Below are 22,671 nucleotides of genomic sequence, written 5' to 3'. Positions count from 1 at the left end.
AAAAAAACTCCCACCCCCAAGATTATTCATCTTGAGGACGAGAGTTATTAGCTTCGCGGTACCACCTCAGTTTGTTAATATGTCGCCATATTAACCTCTTCAGGTACGGCAAAATATGCGTATACCCTATCTCTATAACGGGAGAATCCGTCGCACCATCCCTAAACAAATTAGTTCCTTGCGCAGCTCCAAGCCTTTTTTCGTCAAGCTGTATACCGCTCTTTCTCAGCTACCAGAGCTCTCTGTACGTATTCTTTCTTAACTACTCTTCTCTTCCATGCCATTTTAAATATTAGTTTTTTCATATGATAATTTATAACACCTTTATTGTCAAACTTTTTCGAATAAAAACTCTATCTAAATAAATGCTTTATCGCTTCTAATTGAATTTTGTGGCTACACTCATCGCAACAATATGTTCCTTTCGGTTTCTCTTTAAATCGGTTATATTTTTCACTACCTTCGTAAACACGAAATACATTTTTGCAAGAAAAGCAAACAATTTCATAAAACATCATATGCATTTTCCTCTCCATGTTTATACATTTTTTTAATCACTTAAGAAAATCAGTTTTCTATAGTACAAATCTTAATATCCTCTGACTAAAAGGTTTACCTTCATTCTTATCGAATTATATAAATATCTTATAAGTTGAGGTGAACATCTTGATCAGTAATATAGAATTGGTTTTAGATGCTAAAGCAAGTTTAGCTGAAGGACCATGTTGGAATGAAAATATTGGAGCTGAAACTATATGAACCGTATCGATTACATAAGAAACGAAGAAAGGAAATATCATGACCTTTGCTATGAACAATACAAACTATTTGAAACTGGTTCTTGGCTTTATAAACCGGTTAAAACAGTTCTGGACTTGATGGATTACTTTGAAGGACAAACTAACTTACAAGTACTTGACCTCGGCTCTGGCGTTGGTAGAAATAGTATTCCAATTGCACAAAAAATAAAAAATGCTAGCGGCACTGTTACATGTGTGGACTTACTTGATTCCGCTTTAACAAAATTACAAACTTACAGCAAAGAACATGATGTATTTGAAGTCATAAAAACAGAACAAGCAGCTATTGAAAACTACTATATTGCCCCTAACACTTATAATTATATCGTTGCAGTATCAAGTTTAGAGCATGTTCAATCAGAAGAAGATTTTAAAAAAGTGCTCCATTCTATGAAAAAAGGTACAAAGATTGGTGGTATCAATTGTTTCATTATTAACTCGAACATACAAGAAATTGACTTACATACGAATGAAGAATTAGTTGCTTTAATTGAAATTAATCTTCCCACTGAAGATATGCTACATCTATTAAAAAGCATTTATAAAGAATGGCAAGAAATAGAAATTGAAATAAAAGAATTAGCTTATAATATAGTCCGAAACGAAAGACACATTCAATTAAAAACAAATGCTATAACATTTGTTTTTCAGAAATAAAACTATAAAAGGTAAGGTTTTTTCCTCATATATTCATAGAAACACCCTTACCTTTCAATTGTAAATCCTTGGAAAATTGCTTCGTTATTAGTTTTAACTTCATTTAAAACATTATTTTTATTAGAAATACTATTTAGCTATTAATTGAATTCATTCATTTATTAATAATTGCTTGTCGAGCTTTTTCTTTATCATCAAAATGAATAGTTGAATCTTTTAAAATTTGATACGTTTCATGCCCCTTCCCTGCAATCAAAACAATATCATTAGTAGATGCCATGTGTATTGCATGATTTATAGCTAGTTCACGATCTACTTCTATTTTATAATTCAAATTATTATTCTGTGAAAATCCTTTTTCAATATCTTTAATTATTGCCTTCGGGTCTTCCGAACGTGGATTGTCAGAAGTAATAAAAACAAAATCGCTATAACTTCCAGCAATTCCACCCATTATAGATCGTTTTTTTGCGTCTCTATCTCCACCGCAACCGAAAACAGTAATGATTTTACCTTTTGAAAACTCGCTAATTGTAGAGAGGACATTTTCTAACGCATCCGGTGTATGAGCGTAGTCCACTATTACAAGGAAATCTTGGTTTTCGTCTATAATTTCCATTCTACCTTCAATGCTCTTTAAGTTACATAAGCTGTCACTAATGTTTGTAAGCGGAATACCTTCAACCAATGCAGCTGTTATTGCTGCTAATGCATTATAGACATTAAAGCGGCCTACTAGATTTAGATTGATTTCTATTTCTCCATTAAAGGAAGAAACTAAAAACTGAATTCCTTTTGAACTTAAAGTTATGCTCTTCGCTTGAACATCTGCTCCATTATGTATCCCATATGTGATCACTTCAGCAGAAGTAACTTTTTTAAAGTATTCTACCGATGGATCATCTGCATTCAAAATAGCAATTTTTTGATCTATAGTAGAAAAATCATTTCCTAATCTTGAAAAAAGAAGACCTTTTACGTGCTTATATTCCTGAAATGTTCCGTGATAATCCAAATGATCTTGCGTTAAATTTGTGAAAACAGCAGTTTTAAAGTTACATCCTTTAACTCTCTCCATATGTAACCCTTGTGAAGTAACTTCCATAACACAATAATCTACATTTTGATTTTTCATCATTTGCAAATTCCGTTGAAGCGTTGGAGGTTCTTGTGTATTAATATCAGTAGGATACCATTTCGAACCAACTTTCACTCCGTTATTCCCCATAAGCCCTGTTTGAAATCCATAATCAGTTAAAATTTTTTCAAGTAAATAGGAAGTGGTTGTTTTACCATTTGTTCCTGTAATTCCAATTAGCTTCATTTTATTAGACGGGTAACCATAGAAATGTGACGCAATAACTGCCATAGCGTATCGTGCATCATTAACAATTATTTTAGGTATTTCAATATTTACATCTCTTTCTACAATTAACGCCACAGCGCCATTTTTTACTGCATCTTCAACAAATTGATGCCGATCTTCAAGAAAACCATCAATACCTGATACACATATAAATAGATTTCCACTAGTTATTTTTCTAGAATCCATTTCTAAGCCCGTAATTTCTACATCCATATCCCCAACGATTTCTTTAATCAAAAATAAATTCGCCAGTTCTTTAAGTTTCAAATCCCCGTCCCCCTTTATACATCCTCCTATTAATTTTACCATTTTATTCAAAGTTTATGGTTTTAAATTCCATATTAGTTGAACGCAATATAATCATCTTTAATAAACAAAAAAATAAAAGAGCACTTGTTTCCGCAAGTACTCTTTTTGGGGATTTTGAGATACCCTATTAAAGAAAGTTAAGGTTACTTAAAATTAATAGGTAATTATATTATATGCTTGTCCTTTTTATTTGTGCATAATCAATATATAAACATCTTTAGTAATTGTTAATAACTTTTATCCCGCTTTAATGGGCAGTAAGACCCCCACCTCAAAATTCAGCGAAAGCAAAGAAGTTAGGTGGGGGATCAACTGCCCATAAAAGTCCGATTGGTTCAACTAATAATCAGTGGGGGATGGAGAACCCCCCCACTGATTAAAGTTTCACTTTATTTATAGTTCTTTCTTGCATTTTATCATTAAGAAATTGATTGAAGGTTTATTTGTCATGTTCTTGTTTGGTTCATCAATTTCCGAAACTTGTACTAATCCATATTTATTAAAATCTTGTTTTATAGATTCAGAATCATAGAAGAACATGTTTACGCCTTCCATTATCTCATAATAGTCTTGCTCCAACTGTTTTCCTTTTCCATACATTGGAGCTTTTTTTGAAACTGTTGTAAAAACCATATATCTGCCTGGTTTTAACTGATTATAACAATCTTTAATAAATTTCTCTCTTTCCTGCTCATTCAACAAATGAAGAAGTGCATGACTAAATATCCCATCATATAGTTTATTATCAAAAGGCATTTTGTTTACCGAACCGTGATACATACTAACATCTTCTAGTCCGTTTTCTCTTGCTAAATCGATCGCTGTTTTCGAAATTTCAATGCCTGTTACATTTATACCATTTTCGATAAATACCTTTGCGTTTCTCCCATATCCAATACCCGGAACTAATATGTCTTTAACATTGTTTTCCACAAAAAAATCTTTTGTCAAAATTGCAGATTCTGTAGGTTCAAACCCCCACATCGTTTGCTTCTCAATAAAGCTTGATTCCCAAAATTCCATTATATTTCTATCTCCTTATTCTTATCTCATGTTTAATATCAGATGAAAGCCATATTCATTTTAAAGCTGCTTTTTTCACCACAGTCACTATAGCTCCATTGAATATAGCATAATAATAAGCCTATATCTATTTTAAAGATTGGTGTAAAACTCACTCTTTTTTATCAACCCATATGTTTTTGTAGAAAAATAAAAAAGCCAATACTTTTGTTGTGGTATTAGCTTTTCTCAGGAGAAATTATCTTTTTGTATTGTGCTGATCTAATATTTTTTCTAACATTTCTAAAGTTATCGGTTGAGCTTTCTCTATTAATTGATAACCAATACGTCCATTCGGCTCAGCTGTAACTTGCTGCAAACTCTTTAAATCATGAATTCCTTTTTCTCTTAATTGCATATAAAGTTGTTGTTCAGACATTTTTGCCTTCATCAAGTTCGCTTTAATAATCTCTCCGTTTTCAACAATTACAAAGCTACTGCCATTTAGGAATTGTTCCGCCTTCCTTGATTTCAGTTCAAAGAAATGAATGATAAGAAGTACGCTTGCAAATATTACAGCTGCAAATATAGATGGGACTACTTTCCTACTTAATACAGGCTCTACAATAATACGTGCTATTGATACTACTATAATGATTTCAGCTCTCGTCATTTGGCTAACAGATTTACTACCCGTCATTTTTAATGCAAGAATCCCAGTAAAAATTAAAATAATACTTTCAAAAATAATATGCATAATAGCCCAATCCTTTAATGGTAAATGTTATTAGCATTCCCATTTTATATAGCATTCTAAATGAACTTTAATTAAACTTTTTTGTGAAAATTAAAAGTTACATATATAAAAAATGGATCTATTTAGATCAATCTTTTTTCAATAAGGATTTGATAATCCATCTTCTATTGTCAAAAAAAACAAAAGCACCCAAATGGATGCGTATAGATTAAACTTATTCATTATTACTTTCTCCACTTTCATCATCAACTGATTTCAAGTCTAACATGCTGCCTATATCGGGCGGTAAAGCTAACTCTATACCAGCTACTGGTTGATTATCTTCATTAAACCATTGTTTCTTAAATTTAATCAATTCTTCATTTTTCTTATTTTCATCCATATTACCCCGCCTTTTATGTACATGATATTAAATACTTTACTTAATATGTACATTAAGAAAGATAATATACTTTTTATACATAATGAAAAAGCAAAACCCCTGCCTGGTTTACATACCCGATGTACCTATAAAAAAATTCTCGTACATGTTACTCCGCGCTCTGTTATCATATTAGTGTCGAAACATATGTAGGCTATGTGACAAGTATCTGTTCGTTTTGTTCATTATTCATATGAGACAAATACTTTTAAAGGAGTAATTATTCCTTGACTTAATTCCTTAAAACATTGAATGCGTCCTGTCTATAAATGTTAAAAATGAAGAGTTATCTAACGAAGAGCTTCTAAGCTTATTTTGTGTACGGTACCACTATGAAAGAATCCCAAAGTTACTACGAGAATACATCATGAGCGATGTTGTCATTGATTTAGATACGGACTATATTTATATTCCTAATAGATAACAGTAAACTAGTTGAAATGAATAGAAATTACGATTCAGCTAAGTGTTTAATAAAATAAGTGAATGCCCAAATTAATGTCGCAAATTGAGTGACAAAATACATTGTCCATTCAAAACCAGTCAATTTCCTCTCTCGTTTCACTTTCTTTAAGTATCTGTAAAATATAAATGTACTTAAAAACATAAGTAACAATGATAATTGCTGTAAATCATCCACTATACGTACCCCCATAGACTCCATCAACCTCCTATTCAAAGTAAATACTATACCTTAAGGATATCACCTATTGGTAGTTTATTTCCATTTAAAACAATTATGTCCTAAACAAAATGAGCACTCAACAATTGAGTGCTCTAAAAAGTATTAACGTAACAATTTTCTTCTAGTTTTTATAACTCAGTTCTATCACTTCCAATATAAGATTACTATCATATTTCCTTTTATAGAGATAACGTCAGGAAAATACGAATTTTCAACGTTAAGGAATTTTCATTACTCCATAACCATTTTTAAGTTATATTCAAAAACCATGCTTTGACATTGTCTAGAGCATGGTAATTATTTAAACAAATATAAATCTGCTAAGTTAATTTTTTAGCTCATCTATTTATTGAATTCATTAACTGGAAGAAGTATTCAGGTTTATGAGTCTTATTTAGGTTATACCATGCATGTAATGTATCTGGTGCAAATACATCTAATTTTTTCAGTACTTCCATCGCAAATTCCAGAGGAGCTATTCCTGATGCAGTAACTAAATTCGCATCAGATACCGCAGATCCCAACTCATAGAACTTTTCTCCTTTATAGTTAGGACATACCATTTTAGTGTATTCTAAATTATTACTTGTATGCTTTCTAGTATCTAAGTATCCCATATTGGCAAGGGCCTCAGTTGCACCACAAATTGCAGCAACAATAGTGCCAAACTTTAAAGCTTGGCCAATTCTTTCCAAGATAGGCTGATGAATTTCTTCACTCCAAGTAGTCCCTCCTGGTAAAATTAAAAGATCTTTACTCTCAAAAGTACATTCATCAAGGGAAATATCTGGTTTTATGCTCAGTCCCCCCATAGTAGTAATCATTTCTTTATTAGCTCCTACTGTAATTACTTTTAAAGGTACTAAATCTTTTTTAAAATATCTTCCTGAGTTTAGTTCGGTAATTAAATATCCATATTCCCAGTCCGACATTGTATTAAATACATATAGAAAAACTTTTTTTGTTTGCATCCCATATCACTCCAATCACAATTGATATGGATATTATAATATAACTTCCCTGACAGTTAACGTCAGGGAAGTTATATTACTTCATGAAATTTTATTAATTCCGACAGTACTTCAATAAGTCTTTTCTTAAGACTTATTGGCTCAATAACTTTAATAGATTTATTGTACGGTAAAAGTAAATAAGGTACATATGTATGTATCATATCTTTTTCAAGAAGAAAAACTGCTTGATTTGAAGTCCGCTCTTGTAAATAATGTCCTAAAAACCAATGTTGGCAAATATCAGCCAATACACTTTTATCCCCACTAATAACCAAAGAAATAATTCCTTCTTTATCTTCTATAGTTGGAAGAAGATTTTTTATAAAAAAGTCACGTGCTGAAAAATTTTCTGGCCGGTTAAACTTATTTTCGGTTAGCATTAAACTTTCAATTCGATCTACTCTAAAACTACGGATATCATTCCTAAGATGACAAAATCCAATCACATACCACTTATTATTCCAATAGATAATTCTGTACGGATCGACCAATCTATAATTTAATTGCTTTTTGCCACTTTTATAGTAAAGGATTTTTATTGAGTACCCGTCAGTTACGGCCTGCTCCAATTCCTTCAAAAAATGTTCCATAGAGAGTGAACTAAATCGACTGATTACTTCTAGACTACTTAAATGTTGGTTTATCTTTGCTTCCTGCTCTTGATTTGAGTATTTACTTAGTTTTGAAATGGCCCTATTTAATGCTTTACCTCCATAATATCCGGCTTCTTCTGCAAAAACAGCAGCGTGAAATAGTGAAGTTTGCTCTTCAAAATCAAAAAAAAGAGGAGCCTCAATAAAATTGTTCAATAAAGTGTATCCACCGTTATGTCCTGGTTCTGAAATTATAGGTACACCACTTGTTGAAATTGTATCAATATAACGATACACAGTCCTTATATTCATCTCTAACTTTTCTGAAATTTGTTTCGCAGTAATTTTTTTACCTGAGCGAAGCATCCATAGAATCGCTAACATATTATCAATTTTAGGCATGTAATTCCACCTCTCTATGGAATTTATCCCCTATTATATATTTCTGATTTTTAGTATAACTCATCAACTGTTCCTTTCCGATAGCTTTCTATATAATGAGGCCATAAACACATTTGTAATTTCACAAATTTGATTTACAGTCATATCTACCTCTTTATAAAGCTTTACTGCATAATTCATTCCTGCATGATTTTTATGGTACTTCTTTAACCGACCTTTAAACTTTCCTTCTTTCTTAGCCAGTTCAATCCCTTCACGCTGCCGCATACGGATAAGATCACGTTCTAATTGGTTTACACCCGCCATAACCGTAATTAAGAATTGGCTGTAGGGATTATCTTCTGATAAATCTAGCCATGTATCTTTGAAGGATTTTAATTATCATCTTTATTATAATATTTAGTAACAACAATAGCTTCAATTATTATAGCGATACACACAAACAAGAGAATTATTTTGCGCCTCACAACAAACCTCCTTTTTCATTTTTTTCTTTTTTAAATTGAAAGGTTATACGTTCCACTTGTTTGATTTCCTCAATTACTTTACGAATTCCTACTTCAATCCTATCTTCCTTTACATTCGATACGTTTAACTTTAATAGTCTTTCTTTCGGAAAACCTCTCATATAATTTTTATCAATAGTATCAATACTTATTTGCATTTCATTTAATCTTTGGAAAAACATTTCGGAAATACTCGTTTTTTGTAATTCTAAACAAGTATGGATTCCAATTGTATTATGCTTTTTATATATGAATAAAAGCGGGTTTTCACTATGAGTTCTTTCTAATGTTTCTGCTAGTTTTTTAGATCTATCGTGATAGGAAGATTTAATTTTATTTTTATGACGTTCAAACATGCCACTCTTTATATAAATTTCTAAAGCAGCTTGAGATATCATTGGGCTATCAATATCTAAAATCTTTTTATATTTATGGAAATCATTTGCAATGGATGGCGGAATGACCGCAACTCCAACCCGTAAACCTGGAAAAATAATCTTCGAATAACTTTTTAAATATATTACATGATTACAATTATCCAAGTTATATAACGGATCTGCTTTTGAATCCATTTCTAAATCTGCTAAATAATCATCTTCCACTATAAATACATTATATTTCTTAGCCAGTAGCACGATTTTTTCTTTCTCATCTTTAGAGTAAGAAGTTCCAAGCGGATGATGATATCTTGGTATTGTATAAAAGAATTTTATTTTACCTGTTCGAAAAATGCGTTCCAATTCATTTAAGTCAATACCTTCATTCGTACGTTTAATACCGATTACAGGAATTTTGTTTATTTCTAGATATTCAATATATAGATGATATGTTGGTTGTTCAATTAATATCGTTTCACTTTCATTTGGAAATGGTATAGAAGTTAATATTGCTAGCGCCTGCTGTACACCTGACGTTATAAAAATATTCTCTTCTTTAGTGAAGACTTGATAGTTTGCCAGTTGTTTTTGAATAACCGGAATTAAAGATGGTAAACCTTTCGGCGTCCCATATACAAACAAGTCATTTTTATATGTATCAATGGCTTTATTAATACAACGTTGAAAATCTAAATATGGAAAAACATCTGGATCTGGTGCTGAGGAAGCAAAATCAATTATCTCGTCATTTTCTACCAAACTCCCTGATTTTCGAACAACGTAGTATCCACTTTGAGGGATGGAATAAATAATATGACGCTTTTCTAATTCATGTAGTGCCCGTATTACTGTCGCCTTATTGCATTCATATTGCGTAACAAGCGATCGTATAGACGGTAATTTCTTTCCTTCTTTTATCACTCCATGTTGAATCATGTTTTCTATATCGTTAAAAATATGTAAATACTTATACATTATTTCACTCCCTTATGCAAGGACTTAAAAAGTTTCCTCATTCTTAAGCAAACAGAAATACATTCCATCTATTACTTTAAATTTTAACATTATTTCACATTTCCTTCTTTTAACAAGGAAATTACAATTAATAAATAGAATATCTCCATGAATAAATAAAAAGTGAGGGATATGTCATGCAGCGCTTAAATACAATTGATATTAGTAACGTTCTAGAATTAGAAAAGACTCTTTCTACTTTATTAAATGAAGAGATTTCTTCAAAACTAGAGCTTGAAAACTGGTTAAAAAAACAATCTACAGTCATTTGGGAAATTGAAGAACAATTAAGATCGCACTATATCGCCTTTCAATGTAATACAGATAATAAAAAAATAAAAGATACTTTTGAATATGATCAACAATATGTACGACCTCTTTTGAAACGTTATCAAAATTCATTTGATAATAAATATTTAGAGTCTCCTTTTCGAATGGAACTTGATTCAAAAACGTATAGCTTACTAGATAAAAAAATAAAGAATGCGCAGACTTTATTTTTTGAAAAGAACATTGATTTAGAAGTAAGAGAAGACAAACTAGTAACCGAATACTTCGAAATTACCGGTGGTTTAACCGCGCTATGGGACGGTGAAGAAAAAACAATTACTGAACTACAGTCTTACTTACAAGATCCGGATCGTCATATACGAAAAAAAGCAAAAACGCTCATTTCTGAAACATTTTTATCTGTTGAAGATACATTACAAAATATATTAAATGAATTAATCGCAATCCGTCATCAAAAGGCGCAAAACATTCAATTACATAATTATCGTGATTATATGTTTAAAAAACATGAACGTTTTGATTATACAGCAGAAGATTGCTATGAGCTTGCTGAATCTATTCGTAAATACGTAGTACCACTTATCGATAAAATATTTAATGAGAAAAAATCTGAACTTCAAGTGGATAGTCTTCGTCCATGGGATCTAAAAGCAACCGCACCAAATCAAAAAGCATTAAAACCAATCGAAGACGCGAGTGATTTAATCGAAAAAAGTTCTCATGTTTTACACAAACTAGACCCTGAATTTGCAACATTACTGGACCGTATGCATAAAAATAATTGCTTAGATTTAGAAAGTCGTAAAGGAAAAGGACCTGGAGGATTTTGCGAACACTTACCTGCTTCGCAACTATCTTTTATCTTCATGAATCTCAATCATACACATTATGACGTTACTACTTTCCTCCATGAAATGGGCCATAGTATTCATAATGAATGTATGAAGCAACTAGAGCTACAAAAATATTTAGAAATCCCTTCCGAATCAGCTGAGCTTGCTAGCATGACAATGGAATTATTTTCGATGGAGTATTGGGATACATTTTATAAGAATACAGAAGAATTTATAAAAGCAAAATTAGATTTCTTTAAAGATATTGTTAAGTACTTACCACAAATGCTTATCGTTGATCAATTTCAACATTGGATGTATGAAAATCCTAATCATACTGCTAAAGAAAGAAATGAAAAGTATTTAGAATTACATAAAACATACCAATCGAACGTCGTAAATATTGAAGGGTATGAAAATTGGATTGCAACTAGCTGGTTACCTGTACTACACATATTTGAATTACCATTCTATTACATCGAATACGCTATCGCACAACTTGGTGCACTACAAATGTATAAACAATATAAAGAAAACCCTAAACAAGCAATAGAAAATTATAAAAAAGCTTTATCATTAGGTAGCTCTAAATCTTTACCGGAAATATATGAAGCGGCTGGCATTCGTTTTGATTTTTCTGGCGAAACAATTAAAGAACTAATGTTATTTGTAGAGGGCGAATTAGAGTCACTTAAACAATTATAAGAAGGAAGCTGTTCCTATATTTTAGGTTCAGCTTTCTTCTTTATTTTATTTATTAATTCTATGTACTGAGAATCACCATATCCGATTGTTGGAAAAATTTGAAACAACTTTATTAATAATTCATGATTTGATAAACCTTGATTTTTAGAGATGAATTTCATTACGATATTATCTTCTTTTAGCATTTCTAAATATAAGTCTATAGCCTGATACATTACAGGTGGTACTTTATAGGATGTTTTTTTATGGTTTACTAATACTTCATTGTATATAGAAGAATAATTCCCCAATTCAAGTTCAATTTGATTTACTTTAAATTCATCTTCTCTGAAGTTATTTAAGTATACTTTCCCTTCATAGCAAGACTGTTCAAGGTATGAAAGTAAAGTAAGTAGATTCATTTGGCAAAACATATCTTCACCGAACCATAAAACAATACATTTATACTTTTTTGTAAAAAGATTTTCTAACGGATCTATAACCTTTTTTGTATAACTTTCTACTGAACTGTTGTGTCCTTCTGCTCTTATATTAATAAACTCTTCATTAAAAACTCGTGTAGTAGCCGTGTTTACACACATTGCTTCGTTAAATGGAGCGTAATCAGACTCACCCATTAGCTTTTCAGCTTTAAATTCTTCATACATCATTTGACCATTTAATATGTTTAATACATCTTTATCAAACAACTCATTATTATTGCTACGTAACTGCTCAACCTCAAATTTTCTAGAAATATTCATTTTAAACTCCCCTTCTTTATTTATATTGAGTTTAACAAATGATTGAATAGGCATGTTGTTAAGTTGATATTCTCTTGGATTCATTCCAAAAACATTTTTGAAAGCTCTACTATAAGCCTCTTGCGAAGAATAATCATAATCTAATGCAATATCTATTATCTTTCTATCATTCTTCAAATCCTCCGTAGATAAATACAGTCTTCTTAAAAGAATATAGCGCCTAATACTAATGCCTGTTACTTGGTGAAATCTAAAAGAACAGTAATACGGAGAATAACCCATATAACGCGATAATTCATTTAATGAAAATCCTTCTTTTAAATTGCTCTCAATCCAATCAATCATCTTCTGTATATGTTCATTCATTTCCTTCACTCCTTATTTATAATAATAAAAGAGGTTCGTTTCTTTCTTTTGATATTTCTTGTGTTTTATAACATGAGCCATTCTCTAAGATTTTCAAAATTTATATGTAAGTATTAATTTTATTTTTTTAGCTATCTTATTTTTTGATACATTCTATTAACTTTTCAATTTAGCGTTAATTAGTATGATGGATACACCTTACCACTTTTTAAAAGTCAATTTACATCATATTTTATTTTAAAGGATTTCAACTATTAAACACGAATTTTGTAAATTAAGATTCTTTTAGTTCTCTAGTTAAAAAATATAAGTTTGGAAAGGACGCTACAATGAACGAGCTAGAAAAAGAAATACTCCAATTAATAAATGAACGATATCCATTAAATTTTATTAACATTAAACCTATAACGAATGAAATGTATCAATGTCTTACAAAACTAGGTTCATACTTCATTAGAATTACAAACTACAAAAAATATGAAGAACAATTAGAAGAAGTTGCATATACGAACTTTTTATATGAAAATGGTTTAGCAGTTCCTCCAATAATACCTTCTCTTAATGAGAATTTAGTAGAAAAGTTAACATTAGACAAGGAGATTTTTGCTGTATTATATAAAGCTGCGCCTGGCATACATTTACCAAGGTACGAATGGAATTCTAATATATTTAGAAAGCTTGGTAAACAAATTGGAAAATTACATCGTATTTCTAAGAGCTTTGAAAAGACTAAACCGGTTAAACATATAAACGATTGGTATGAAAATGAAGAGTATAATTTTCTTAAGTATATCCCTAAAGAAGAAACTACTATAAGAGAAATTGCATCTGACGTTTTAACTTCTATAAAAAAGCTACAAAAATCCACTTCAAATTACGGCTTAATTCACGGTGATTTATGGTTAGAAAACATTTTAGTTGAAAACAATTCAAACTTAACAATGATTGATTTTCAAGACTGTGAAAAACATTTTTACATATTTGATTTAGCCGTTCCTATTTATAGTGCGATAGAATATTCATTTGCTGGAAATGGGAATATAGCAGACTATGAACATTCTATTACAAAAGCACTATTTGCCGGGTATCAAGAGGAAAATGAACTACCAAAAGAGATGATAGACAGGTTTCCATTGTTTATAAAATTAAAGGAGATTTTTGAATATAGCTTAATGCATATGTATTGGGATAAAGAAGAATTAACTGAGGACCAAGTACGAATAATGAACCTTTATAGGATGAAAATCGAAAATAAATATACCTATATCAATGTTTAAAAATGCTGTTGTTTAACTACAAGGGAACTTTAGTTAAACAACAGCATTTATTAATTGGCTACTAAACAACCTTGTTTTATTACTTATACATACTTAGTCAATAATCTGTTTACATACACTTCATTTTGCGGAGATACTTTCTCAGAAAATCTAGCTGCAATCATAATAGGGGCCCATTGAAAGATCTCATCTCTTGTTAGATCGGTATTACTGCAATATATTTGTAAATACATTTCTGCTAATTCTATATGAGACTGCGCATACAATAAATATGTACGAAACACATCTGCACGAATATCACCTGAACAAGCATCTACCCAGTCTATAATATTTACATTCTTTTCACTCAAAATTAGATTAAATGGATGGAAATCGCCATGGCATAATCTAGGTTCAAATTTGATTGAATGTAACGTATTCAATATATTTCCCTTTTCTTTTTCATCCAATTTATAAACAGATTTAATTTGTCGCTCTAATCTTTCTCTCATTGATTCTATTTCATCTGTGTTCACACGAATAGCATGAATCTTTTTTTGTTCATTCACACAAATATTTATGTAATGTTCTGACTCATTTAGATTATTAAACAGGAGATCACCTATACTGTCACCTTTTACGTATTCCATAATAATTGCCTGTCTATTTTGTATCTTTGTCACTTCAAATACGTTTGGAACTGATAGTCCGCATGAATACGCATATTTTTGTTTTTTTGCTTCATTTATAGACTCTGTATCTGGAAGATATTCTTTAAATAATTTTACAACCTTACTATCATAGAGATAGATTGCCGCTGTATTCCCTTTAGCTATCGGATTTCCTAAATTCAATTCATTTCTCTCCTTATTGTAAATTAAGCTGACACCTTATACTCCTATATAAATTCAGTGTAATTATGCGGAAACCCTTCTCTAACAAAATATAAAAAACTTACCACTTTCTATCCTTAAATAGAAAGTGGTAAGTTTAATTTACTAGGAATATCGGAAGGAAAATGTGGTGTATGCACAATTGAAAATGCATATCCTTGCTCAATAAATGATACTTCATTATGTTTACATTGAAATGGTACACTATTTCTCTTAAAATTAATTTGAATTTTCTGTAAAAATGCAAGATCTGGTGTTCCGAAAGAAACGTGTACTTTCGGTGGTAAAGCTTTCATCGCAATCGGAATCCAAGGCCGCTGCCACCAAGTAGCAACGATGTATGCAGTGCCACCTATAACAAAGTTGAAAATATCCCCATCTTCCATCGTTTTCATATTAAGATTTGATTTTAGCCACTCTGTAAATACAGGTACACTTTTAACGGGAAGTCCGATTTCCCTTACATATAAAATGTTTAAAGGGGAATGCGGTACTAATACATCTTCTTTAACATAACTATGTGCGATAATTTCGAGTAGATTTCCATCTCCGTCTTTAAAGTATACATTGAATAGATCATTCCCTTCACCAATTACATTTCCATTTTGCCATTTCACAATGAGTAATCCAGAATACTTTAGCCATCTTGCTGTTTCATGAAATTTTGAATATGGAATCTCAAAAGCGAAATGTGCAGGAGCGATTGGTTCATATACTTCTTGAAAACTAATGGTTGTATAGGGTGTTACTTCAAATTGAATAAATGATGCCGTTTCTTTTTTTATTGGAAAAGATAATATATCCTTATAAACTTGTTTTGCCCCCTCTATGGAAACCGTTTGTAGTTTTATATCTGATATATGTGTAATCACGTTACATTCCCCCTGTTTCTTATTATCTATTCGTATTGTATTACACTTATAAACAGATAGAATCAAACGGAAGGATGGATTTTTTAAATAAAAACTACAACTTTAGTATGACTATTTTAGCTTCTTTCATTGTTAATATAGTATTGTTTCCATACAAAAAAGCTACCTTTCCTTAAACGAAAAGCAACTTTTACAATAGAACATATTATGATTTTACAGCAATAATCATAAACCTTTTTGAATTCGTACCGATCCCTTTTTCAAAACTATTTGCATCAATGAACTTTTGTAAAATAGTAAAATCCTCTTCCTCTTCTCCAAATCTAGGAATAATAGGTGTATGTTTTAACAAGAAAATAAGATCTTCAGGCGAACTGTAATAATCAATAATATTATATTCACGTACTTGCACGAGTTCAAATCCTGCACTACTAAGTTCACCCATATACTTTTCTTTTAAAGTTCCATCTCTTTCACCAAAGCATTGTCCTCTTCCAAATGCCTCTTTCAAGTTCAATTTATCATGTTCACTAACTTGTTGTGTTAAAAACAAAGCACCTTTTTTCATTACTTTTGCTAATTCGGATGCTATAAACGGTGCGTGACAACTAGAAGCAATATCAAAATACGCATGTGGAAACATTAAAACTTCAGAATCTATTTGAAGAAACTTAACATTTTGTACATTTGATTTTCTCAAATTGGAATGTGCTTTTTCAATCATTCCGTCAGAATTATCTATTCCAACTAACAATTTAGCCGAAGATGCTATGTTAAGTACATTTTCTCCTCCACCTGTACCAACATCTAGTAAAATATGTGATGGCTTGCATCTTTCTTTTACCTCTCTATAAAAGTCCCATGAATCTCATACAGTTTCACATTTTATTTTACTAAAATCCCATCCATTTAATCTTCCTACTTTATCATAAAAGTTTTTGTACTCTAATTCGTTCATTTTTTGTTTTCCCCTTTAGTAATATGTAATCACAAACTTATTAGTTAATTATATATTACAAAATATAAAATTTCAGAAAAACATTCCAAACACCACATTTAGTTTACATAACGTTTTTATAATCTATTACTATTTGTACATTCTAAATGCCTCCTTTCCCACTACCACACAAACTACTCAAAACAGCGCTTACTGATTTTCCATGTTTAGATAAGCTATATTCCACTTTAGGTGCTATTTCTTGAGGAATTTCCCGGTTATTAATTGATCTCGTTCCAATCCCACTTAAGTTCCTTGAGATATATCTAGGATTAAAAAGCCCCTTATAAATGTGGATTTATAATCCTAATTTAGAAACTGCTGAAGTAATACAGGGTCCTCTTTTAAAAGTTCTGCTAAAAACAAAAGTTGCGGAAAAGGTTGTAAGATTAATTCTTTATCCATTTTTTCTTTCAATATGGCTATTCCACCTTGCTTAATATAATCGTTTAGTGTGATTGCCTTACTACAAATAAGTCTAATATCACTTACTGAAAGTAATAAGAGCCCGTTCGTTTCAGAAGATGGAGTTGGTTCATTTTCTGAATATGCCATATACATAATAGATAAAGTTTCATCTGAACTATCAATAATTAATATTGGATCGATTTCATTTTCTACTTTTATTTTCTTTGATTGTGCATTCCAATTCTGTTTGTAGTATGTACTTGGTGAACTCAAAATAGTAATATCAATAGTAGCTTCTTCTCTCACTTCTCTTTTAGCAGTTTCTACTGCTGTTTCTTCATCTTCTTTATGTCCTCCAAGCCTTACTACACCTAATGTATCTCCTTTACTCGTTGGTCCAACCTGAAAAACAAATAAATTTTTATACATTACATACGCACCAGATGTTCTTACATTCTTATTTATATGTATCAATATTCTACCTCCTAAGAATCTTTGAATAAGATAGTTTACTATAATTTTATTATGTATTTAAATGACCTTCAATCCAATTCACAGCATCAACTAGATTTTGCGCTATATAATCATATACCACTTCTTCCCACAAATTTCTATACTTTGTTAATGAACTTTCTCCCCATCCTGTTCTCACTAAAATCTTTTTCATATTAGCCCTTTCAGCTGCAAACATATCTGTACTCCCTGTATCTCCAATAAGAAAACATTCTTTTAAGCATAAATCATGTTTTTCTGCTGCTTTTAAAAGTAAACCTATATTCGGTTTTTGGCAGTCGCAACTACTATTCATTTTATGTGGACAATAGTACATTCCATCTATATATACACCTTCATCTTTTAAAATTTGTTGCATCTTTTGAAATCCTTTAAACAGTTCTTTTTCGGTAAAATATCCCCTTCCAATTCTAGTTTGATTTGTATATAAAAACACTTTTAATCCTAAGTTATTTAACCTTTGAATTGCTTTAGGTGCAAAATCAAATAATGTAAATTCATTCGGGTGAACTCCTCCACCTGTCCCTCCAATTGTTCCATCTCTATCTAAAAATACTGCCTTCATTTTTATTTCCTCCTTAAAGTTTAAAAATACCTCTAAAAAGTAGGATTCATCTAAAAATTACAGAATTCTATATATAACAAGTATTGGACGGATGATTTTCAAATTCCTCTATAATAAAGGTGGTTCAAACAGTTGTGAAATTTATACTAGAACGCAGGCTTACCATTAAGACAACTTTCTCTAAAGAATACAAGATTTTCATTTTTGGTTTACTCATTTCACGAATTGGGGATTCACTATATACTTTTGCATTGCCTTGGATTGCCTATCAATTAACCGGTTCAGCTGTAATTATGAGTTCTTTATTTGCTATTAATGTATTGCCAATTGTTTTATTCGGCCCTTTAGTTGGTGTAATAATTGATCGATACGATCGAAAAAAGTTACTTTGGATAGCTGATATTACCAATATTATTTTAGTAAGTCTCGTACCAATTCTACACGCATTACATCTATTAGAGATCTGGCATTTATACGTAATTACTTTTATCTTAGCAGTTATGTCTATGCTTTTTGATGTAACAACTGTTACAGTCATTCCACACATTGCAGGTGCATCATTAACAAAAGCTAATTCTTTCTATCAAATGATCAATCAATTGGCTAGTTTGTTTGGTCCAATTATAGCTGGGATTTTCATTTCTTTTATTGGCGGCTTTCAGGTGCTTTGGATTAATGTTCTTTCATTTATTGCAACATTAGTTGCTGTGATATTATTACCGTCTATGAAAACCGTAAACAAGAAATGCGAAGATAAAAATGCACTTCAAAATGTACTAGCTGATTTAGTTAATGGATTTAAATGGCTCAAAAATGATCGCTTAAATTTAGCTTTATCTTTTCAAGCTATGATAGGAAACTTTGGAGCAAGTGCGGTATTAGGTATATTCATGTATTATTTATTATCCACATTACAACTTACCCCGGAACAAAGTGGTTTTAATTATACATTAATTGGAATAGGTGGTCTTTTAGGAAGCTTGATTGCAGTTCCTTTAGAAAAGAGGTTGCAACGCGGCCTTCTAATTCCTTTACTCCTATTCGCTGGAGCAATCGGCTTAACTTTTGCGCTTTGGAGTACATATTGGCTTGCTCCCGGAATTGCTTTCGGTATTGCAATGACTTGCAATATTGCATGGAATACAATTGTAGCCACAGTTCGCCAAGAAACCGTTCCATCAAATATGCAAGGAAGGGTTTTAGGATTTTCGCGTGTACTTACACGATTAGCTATGCCACTCGGGGCATTAGTAGGAGGTATTATTTCAGCCTATAATCCAGTACTTGTATTTGTTTTAGCTGCTTTCACGAAGCTGCTTGAAGTTGTTATTGCACTTTATAGTCCGATACGAAAACTATGATGGAAGGAAAGATAATTATGTATGATTGGTTAATTGAAATTGAGAAACTTAAATATCTATTACAATGCGCTAATTTTGTAGATTTGCAAAGAAAATTGTGCTAGTCATTGATGAATCGAATCAAGAAATAATTTCTCTTGATATTTATGGATAAATTGATAAAGAAAAAAGGCATTATGTATATGCCTTTTTTCTTTATCATCATTTTACTGGATAACAAACTTCTGTAACCCACTTATTAGGATCCGATTCCATCGCTGGGCTCACATGATAAATGTTAAACATCGGGCCTGCTAATTCGTAACCTTCTGTCTCAATCCATTTTGCTGCAGCCTCATTTACAGCTGTCATTTGTTCATAACTTCCATTAACTGTTATAGACGCCACATGAGTTGATTCAATATTTTTAAATGTAACATCATTTGTATTTTCATGTTTTCCTAAAATACTTAGCTGTATTTCTACATCCACATCATTTTCTTTGTATTCACGATCATGGAAAACCGCAATACTATAACTCGGATGAGCAATACTAATATTTTTCATATGAATTTCTTGCATTAATATACTCCATACATCCCCTTCGCAATTATACGATGGAATAATCTTTCTAACACTAGCTACATTTCTTTCTGGAATTTCTTTTATTGAAACATGATAGTTCATCTCAACAACATCCTCTCTCATCGTTTTCATTGAGGCTTCGAGAAGACGTAATTGTTTTTGGAGGTTATTCATGTTTTCCTTAATTTGAGCACTACGATTTAAAAATTGTTCCTTAATACCATCTATATTATCGGATTCTACTATTTCTTTAATAGTAGCAATATTAAATCCCATATCTTTTAACGTTTGAATTCGATTTACTTTTTTCAATTGGGCTGCTGAATAGTATCGATATCCACTTTGCTCATCGACTTTTACTGGCTGTAATAATTCCACTTTATCGTAGTGTCTCAACATACGTATACTAATGGAAGATAGTTTTGAAAAATCCCCTATTTTAAACATGTTTTCCTCCTATGAATTACATCTACTTCGAAGCTCAACTTCATCTTAAACAATGACATCGTGTGAGAGTCAACTGTTTATAACGCTTAAATTATATTTCTTTAATTATTTACCTTTATACCTTTTTCCTCCTTAAGGCTATAAAGATTGAAATTAGCCCGTTCACAGCTAATAAAGTTACAATAATACTTGTAAATAAAGCTACGTCTGGCGCAAACATTTTAATCGTGCGCCATGGTGATCTTGTACTAAAAGTAAGAATTGGGATGAACGTAATAAATAATAGTAGGTATAGAATCCCTATGGATAACCAAATTACCTTTTTTGCAGTTTTCATATGTTTATACTTTTTAATTAACATAAATGATATTATGAAAAGTATAAGTGTAACTATCAACAAAATAATTTGTGTAAATGGTATGTTTTTAGGGGAATTAACCGGTTCTTCTCCATTCAAAATACTAATAATCCCATTTTTCAATACCGATAGTGCTGATTCTTCTAAAACATGATTTTTATTTGTTAAAATCACACCACTCCAGCCACTTTTATTTAAAATAAATATTTCTGCACGAGCATCGGGCGTTGATCCTGAATGCCAAATCATCGTGTTGCTTTCATTTATATTTGCTGTTCTTAATCCAAAACCATAACTTTTTTCTGAATTTATTTTATAAAGTGGTGAAAGGTAAAGATCCATGTTTTCTTGCTTTAAGAATTGAGCATCCTCTGACCGATTCAAAAACATAGTATACTGAATCATATCTTCTAAATTTGCAGTAATATAGCCATACGGTGCCCCGGCATTATCATAGGCGACTATACTTTTTTTCGGTATGCCAAACCAAGACTGATAACCTGTTAAATAACCTTTTTCATATGCAGTCTCTTTACTTGCTGCCGCACCATTCATATTTAATGGCTGAAAAATGTGCTTTTCCATATATGATGAAAATGTTTCATTTGTAACGGCCTCAATAAGTGCACCAAGTATTATATAATTCGCATTACTATATTGATATTTTTCACCTGGTGGAGCAGTTAATTTTACATTTGAAAGTTTCATTACATTTTCTTTTAATGCTGTAGAACTTTTGGATTGCTTATCCGATAATGATAAGCCCTCATATGTGCTTATTCCACTTGTATGAGTTAGTAGATGTTGGATTGTTATAGTTGAGGATATTTGAGAATCTTTTAGTTTAAACCAGGGGAGGTATCGTTGAACTGCATCCTCTAATTTTATTTTTTTATCTTCTATTAATTTCACTATAGCTAAAGCTGTTAAAGATTTACTTATTGAGCCGATTGCAATTCTAACCACTCGTTAATTTTCTTCTCAAGACGTATTTTTCCGTTTTCATTAATTTCATAATAAATCCTAACTTTACCATTGTCTGTTACTTCTTGATAAGTATTAACCCACTCTTGATTTTTCAACTTAGTTAAAATGGGGTAAATACTTCCTACTCCTTTCAATTTTAAATTGTTTACTTCAAGTTCTTTCATAATCTCATAACCATAACTTTTCTTTTTCGACAAAATAGATACTACACACATTTCTAAATGACCTTTAATTAAACTTGTTCTGTCCATAGGATAAATTTAACAGAAATATATACTTCATTCAAGTATATATTTCTGTTAAATTTAAAAAATCAGACAATAAAACAACATGATTAATAAACAAAGATATAACTAATAAACTGTTTTTACCCCTAATCATCATTTTTATAATATAATAATTACATAATATATCAACTGTTCATCCCTATTATTTTTTTATCTCTCCTCCATATATATTTAGTTGGAACTATAGTATACGGGACATGAAAATACTAAAAGATCCAATTTCTTAATTTTCACATTAAGAAATTGGATCTTCTTTCATTACCTTGTAATACTCATACTGCGTTATTATAAACATTATAAAGAATATACGTTTTATATTTTAT

General features: G+C 30.9%; 20 protein-coding genes, 4 pseudogenes and 1 other annotated feature. Of the genes and pseudogenes, 4 read left to right on the top strand and 20 right to left on the bottom strand.

All coding sequences use genetic code 11. The features are described from left to right. Nucleotides 1–30: 30 nt before the first annotated feature. Nucleotides 31–287 (bottom strand) — a binding site (T-box leader). Between the two features lie 66 nt (nucleotides 288–353). Next, nucleotides 354–524, bottom strand: coding sequence for a DUF2197 domain-containing protein (locus tag ACU8YW_RS12530; protein WP_426934566.1), 171 nt, complete (start codon nucleotides 522–524; stop codon nucleotides 354–356). A 231-nt stretch (nucleotides 525–755) separates the two neighbouring features. Between ACU8YW_RS12530 and ACU8YW_RS12525 the strand changes: the two genes are divergently transcribed. Beyond that, nucleotides 756–1,457 carry a class I SAM-dependent methyltransferase gene (locus tag ACU8YW_RS12525; RefSeq protein ID WP_088610538.1) on the top strand — a complete coding sequence of 234 codons (702 nt, stop codon included), beginning with the start codon at nucleotides 756–758 and terminating at the stop codon, nucleotides 1,455–1,457. A 154-nt stretch (nucleotides 1,458–1,611) separates the two neighbouring features. On the opposite strand, the gene ACU8YW_RS12520 is transcribed toward ACU8YW_RS12525, so the two are convergent. The 9 genes and pseudogenes from ACU8YW_RS12520 to ACU8YW_RS12480 form a co-directional block, all read right to left on the bottom strand. After that, complete coding sequence (locus ACU8YW_RS12520) at nucleotides 1,612–3,090, bottom strand: UDP-N-acetylmuramoyl-L-alanyl-D-glutamate--2,6-diaminopimelate ligase (RefSeq protein ID WP_088610539.1); 1,479 nt, start codon at nucleotides 3,088–3,090, stop codon at nucleotides 1,612–1,614. A 435-nt stretch (nucleotides 3,091–3,525) separates the two neighbouring features. Then, nucleotides 3,526–4,155 (bottom strand): class I SAM-dependent methyltransferase, encoded by a 630-nt coding sequence (locus tag ACU8YW_RS12515; protein WP_088610241.1) that lies wholly within the window; start codon nucleotides 4,153–4,155, stop codon nucleotides 3,526–3,528. A gap of 238 nt (nucleotides 4,156–4,393) precedes the next feature. Beyond that, nucleotides 4,394–4,891 carry a DUF421 domain-containing protein gene (locus tag ACU8YW_RS12510; protein WP_060488475.1) on the bottom strand — a complete coding sequence of 166 codons (498 nt, stop codon included), beginning with the start codon at nucleotides 4,889–4,891 and terminating at the stop codon, nucleotides 4,394–4,396. 214 nt (nucleotides 4,892–5,105) lie between these two features. Then, the gene (locus ACU8YW_RS12505; RefSeq protein ID WP_087985878.1) at nucleotides 5,106–5,273 is read right to left on the bottom strand and encodes a hypothetical protein; all 168 of its coding nucleotides are present in this window, start codon (nucleotides 5,271–5,273) and stop codon (nucleotides 5,106–5,108) included. Nucleotides 5,274–5,763: 490 nt separating this feature from the next. Then, a complete protein-coding gene (locus tag ACU8YW_RS12500) occupies nucleotides 5,764–5,967 on the bottom strand; it encodes a hypothetical protein (RefSeq protein ID WP_000538966.1) in 204 nt (67 codons plus the stop codon). Between the two features lie 368 nt (nucleotides 5,968–6,335). After that, entirely contained in the window at nucleotides 6,336–6,968 is a 633-nt protein-coding gene (locus tag ACU8YW_RS12495) for a type 1 glutamine amidotransferase family protein (RefSeq protein WP_098133533.1), read from the bottom strand. 71 nt (nucleotides 6,969–7,039) lie between these two features. After that, on the bottom strand, nucleotides 7,040–8,005 hold the full coding sequence (locus ACU8YW_RS12490; RefSeq protein WP_098133532.1) for a helix-turn-helix transcriptional regulator: 966 nt from the start codon (nucleotides 8,003–8,005) through the stop codon (nucleotides 7,040–7,042). 63 nt (nucleotides 8,006–8,068) lie between these two features. After that, nucleotides 8,069–8,383, bottom strand: a pseudogene (locus ACU8YW_RS12485) (helix-turn-helix domain-containing protein); the annotation flags it as partial. An 85-nt stretch (nucleotides 8,384–8,468) separates the two neighbouring features. After that, nucleotides 8,469–9,863, bottom strand: coding sequence for an aminotransferase-like domain-containing protein (locus ACU8YW_RS12480; RefSeq protein ID WP_088610244.1), 1,395 nt, complete (start codon nucleotides 9,861–9,863; stop codon nucleotides 8,469–8,471). Between the two features lie 176 nt (nucleotides 9,864–10,039). On the opposite strand from ACU8YW_RS12480, the gene ACU8YW_RS12475 reads away from it, so the two are divergent. Further along, nucleotides 10,040–11,731, top strand: coding sequence for a M3 family oligoendopeptidase (locus ACU8YW_RS12475; protein WP_426934567.1), 1,692 nt, complete (start codon nucleotides 10,040–10,042; stop codon nucleotides 11,729–11,731). 14 nt (nucleotides 11,732–11,745) lie between these two features. On the opposite strand, the gene ACU8YW_RS12470 is transcribed toward ACU8YW_RS12475, so the two are convergent. After that, nucleotides 11,746–12,840, bottom strand: a complete 1,095-nt coding sequence (locus ACU8YW_RS12470; protein ID WP_142291747.1) for a helix-turn-helix domain-containing protein — start codon at nucleotides 12,838–12,840, stop codon at nucleotides 11,746–11,748. A 329-nt stretch (nucleotides 12,841–13,169) separates the two neighbouring features. Here ACU8YW_RS12470 and ACU8YW_RS12465 point away from each other — a divergent pair, with 329 nt between their 5' ends. Beyond that, complete coding sequence (locus ACU8YW_RS12465) at nucleotides 13,170–14,117, top strand: phosphotransferase enzyme family protein (RefSeq protein WP_088063540.1); 948 nt, start codon at nucleotides 13,170–13,172, stop codon at nucleotides 14,115–14,117. An 83-nt stretch (nucleotides 14,118–14,200) separates the two neighbouring features. Here ACU8YW_RS12465 and ACU8YW_RS12460 read toward each other — a convergent pair whose 3' ends face one another. From ACU8YW_RS12460 to ACU8YW_RS12435, 6 genes and pseudogenes are all read right to left on the bottom strand, one after another. After that, nucleotides 14,201–14,950 (bottom strand): aminoglycoside phosphotransferase family protein, encoded by a 750-nt coding sequence (locus tag ACU8YW_RS12460; RefSeq protein ID WP_088063539.1) that lies wholly within the window; start codon nucleotides 14,948–14,950, stop codon nucleotides 14,201–14,203. A gap of 116 nt (nucleotides 14,951–15,066) precedes the next feature. Continuing rightward, complete coding sequence (locus ACU8YW_RS12455; protein WP_088063538.1) at nucleotides 15,067–15,861, bottom strand: VOC family protein; 795 nt, start codon at nucleotides 15,859–15,861, stop codon at nucleotides 15,067–15,069. Between the two features lie 205 nt (nucleotides 15,862–16,066). Then, nucleotides 16,067–16,819, bottom strand: a pseudogene (locus ACU8YW_RS12450) (class I SAM-dependent methyltransferase). Between the two features lie 116 nt (nucleotides 16,820–16,935). Continuing rightward, nucleotides 16,936–17,098: pseudogene (locus ACU8YW_RS12445) on the bottom strand (winged helix-turn-helix transcriptional regulator); the annotation flags it as partial. A gap of 66 nt (nucleotides 17,099–17,164) precedes the next feature. Then, nucleotides 17,165–17,740: an NUDIX hydrolase gene (locus ACU8YW_RS12440; protein WP_088063536.1), complete on the bottom strand. Its 576-nt coding sequence runs from the start codon at nucleotides 17,738–17,740 to the stop codon at nucleotides 17,165–17,167. 49 nt (nucleotides 17,741–17,789) lie between these two features. Continuing rightward, nucleotides 17,790–18,344 carry a D-glycero-alpha-D-manno-heptose-1,7-bisphosphate 7-phosphatase gene (locus ACU8YW_RS12435; RefSeq protein ID WP_088063535.1) on the bottom strand — a complete coding sequence of 185 codons (555 nt, stop codon included), beginning with the start codon at nucleotides 18,342–18,344 and terminating at the stop codon, nucleotides 17,790–17,792. A gap of 134 nt (nucleotides 18,345–18,478) precedes the next feature. On the opposite strand from ACU8YW_RS12435, the gene ACU8YW_RS12430 reads away from it, so the two are divergent. Continuing rightward, nucleotides 18,479–19,705, top strand: coding sequence for an MFS transporter (locus tag ACU8YW_RS12430; protein WP_088063534.1), 1,227 nt, complete (start codon nucleotides 18,479–18,481; stop codon nucleotides 19,703–19,705). 201 nt (nucleotides 19,706–19,906) lie between these two features. On the opposite strand, the gene ACU8YW_RS12425 is transcribed toward ACU8YW_RS12430, so the two are convergent. The 3 genes and pseudogenes from ACU8YW_RS12425 to ACU8YW_RS12415 form a co-directional block, all read right to left on the bottom strand. After that, a complete protein-coding gene (locus ACU8YW_RS12425) occupies nucleotides 19,907–20,716 on the bottom strand; it encodes a MerR family transcriptional regulator (RefSeq protein ID WP_088063533.1) in 810 nt (269 codons plus the stop codon). Between the two features lie 115 nt (nucleotides 20,717–20,831). After that, a pseudogene (locus ACU8YW_RS12420) lies at nucleotides 20,832–22,028 on the bottom strand (serine hydrolase domain-containing protein); the annotation flags it as partial. Then, on the bottom strand, nucleotides 22,013–22,312 hold the full coding sequence (locus ACU8YW_RS12415) for a PadR family transcriptional regulator (protein WP_446894073.1): 300 nt from the start codon (nucleotides 22,310–22,312) through the stop codon (nucleotides 22,013–22,015). The gene ACU8YW_RS12415 and the pseudogene ACU8YW_RS12420, both read right to left, overlap by 16 nt. Between the last annotated feature and the right edge of the window lie 359 nt (nucleotides 22,313–22,671).

The sequence above is a fragment of the Bacillus pretiosus genome (assembly GCF_052947655.1).
Note: the sequence above shows the minus strand (reverse complement) of the source record. Positions and strands in the feature narration are given on the sequence as shown.

Excerpts from the sequence above, each read along its gene's own strand:
- ACU8YW_RS12515 (WP_088610241.1), bottom strand. The coding sequence starts at position 4,155 with ATGGAATTTTGGGAATCAAGCTTTATTGAGAAGCAAACGATGTGGGGG.
- ACU8YW_RS12475 (WP_426934567.1), top strand. The coding sequence starts at position 10,040 with ATGCAGCGCTTAAATACAATTGATATTAGTAACGTTCTAGAATTAGAA.
- ACU8YW_RS12425 (WP_088063533.1), bottom strand. The coding sequence starts at position 20,716 with ATGTTTAAAATAGGGGATTTTTCAAAACTATCTTCCATTAGTATACGT.
- ACU8YW_RS12480 (WP_088610244.1), bottom strand. The coding sequence starts at position 9,863 with ATGTATAAGTATTTACATATTTTTAACGATATAGAAAACATGATTCAA.
- ACU8YW_RS12530 (WP_426934566.1), bottom strand. The coding sequence starts at position 524 with ATGCATATGATGTTTTATGAAATTGTTTGCTTTTCTTGCAAAAATGTA.
- ACU8YW_RS12500 (WP_000538966.1), bottom strand. The coding sequence starts at position 5,967 with ATGGGGGTACGTATAGTGGATGATTTACAGCAATTATCATTGTTACTT.
- ACU8YW_RS12465 (WP_088063540.1), top strand. The coding sequence starts at position 13,170 with ATGAACGAGCTAGAAAAAGAAATACTCCAATTAATAAATGAACGATAT.
- ACU8YW_RS12510 (WP_060488475.1), bottom strand. The coding sequence starts at position 4,891 with ATGCATATTATTTTTGAAAGTATTATTTTAATTTTTACTGGGATTCTT.
- ACU8YW_RS12415 (WP_446894073.1), bottom strand. The coding sequence starts at position 22,312 with ATGGACAGAACAAGTTTAATTAAAGGTCATTTAGAAATGTGTGTAGTA.
- ACU8YW_RS12490 (WP_098133532.1), bottom strand. The coding sequence starts at position 8,005 with ATGCCTAAAATTGATAATATGTTAGCGATTCTATGGATGCTTCGCTCA.
- ACU8YW_RS12470 (WP_142291747.1), bottom strand. The coding sequence starts at position 12,840 with ATGAATGAACATATACAGAAGATGATTGATTGGATTGAGAGCAATTTA.
- ACU8YW_RS12495 (WP_098133533.1), bottom strand. The coding sequence starts at position 6,968 with ATGCAAACAAAAAAAGTTTTTCTATATGTATTTAATACAATGTCGGAC.
- ACU8YW_RS12525 (WP_088610538.1), top strand. The coding sequence starts at position 756 with ATGAACCGTATCGATTACATAAGAAACGAAGAAAGGAAATATCATGAC.
- ACU8YW_RS12505 (WP_087985878.1), bottom strand. The coding sequence starts at position 5,273 with ATGGATGAAAATAAGAAAAATGAAGAATTGATTAAATTTAAGAAACAA.
- ACU8YW_RS12435 (WP_088063535.1), bottom strand. The coding sequence starts at position 18,344 with ATGAAGGCAGTATTTTTAGATAGAGATGGAACAATTGGAGGGACAGGT.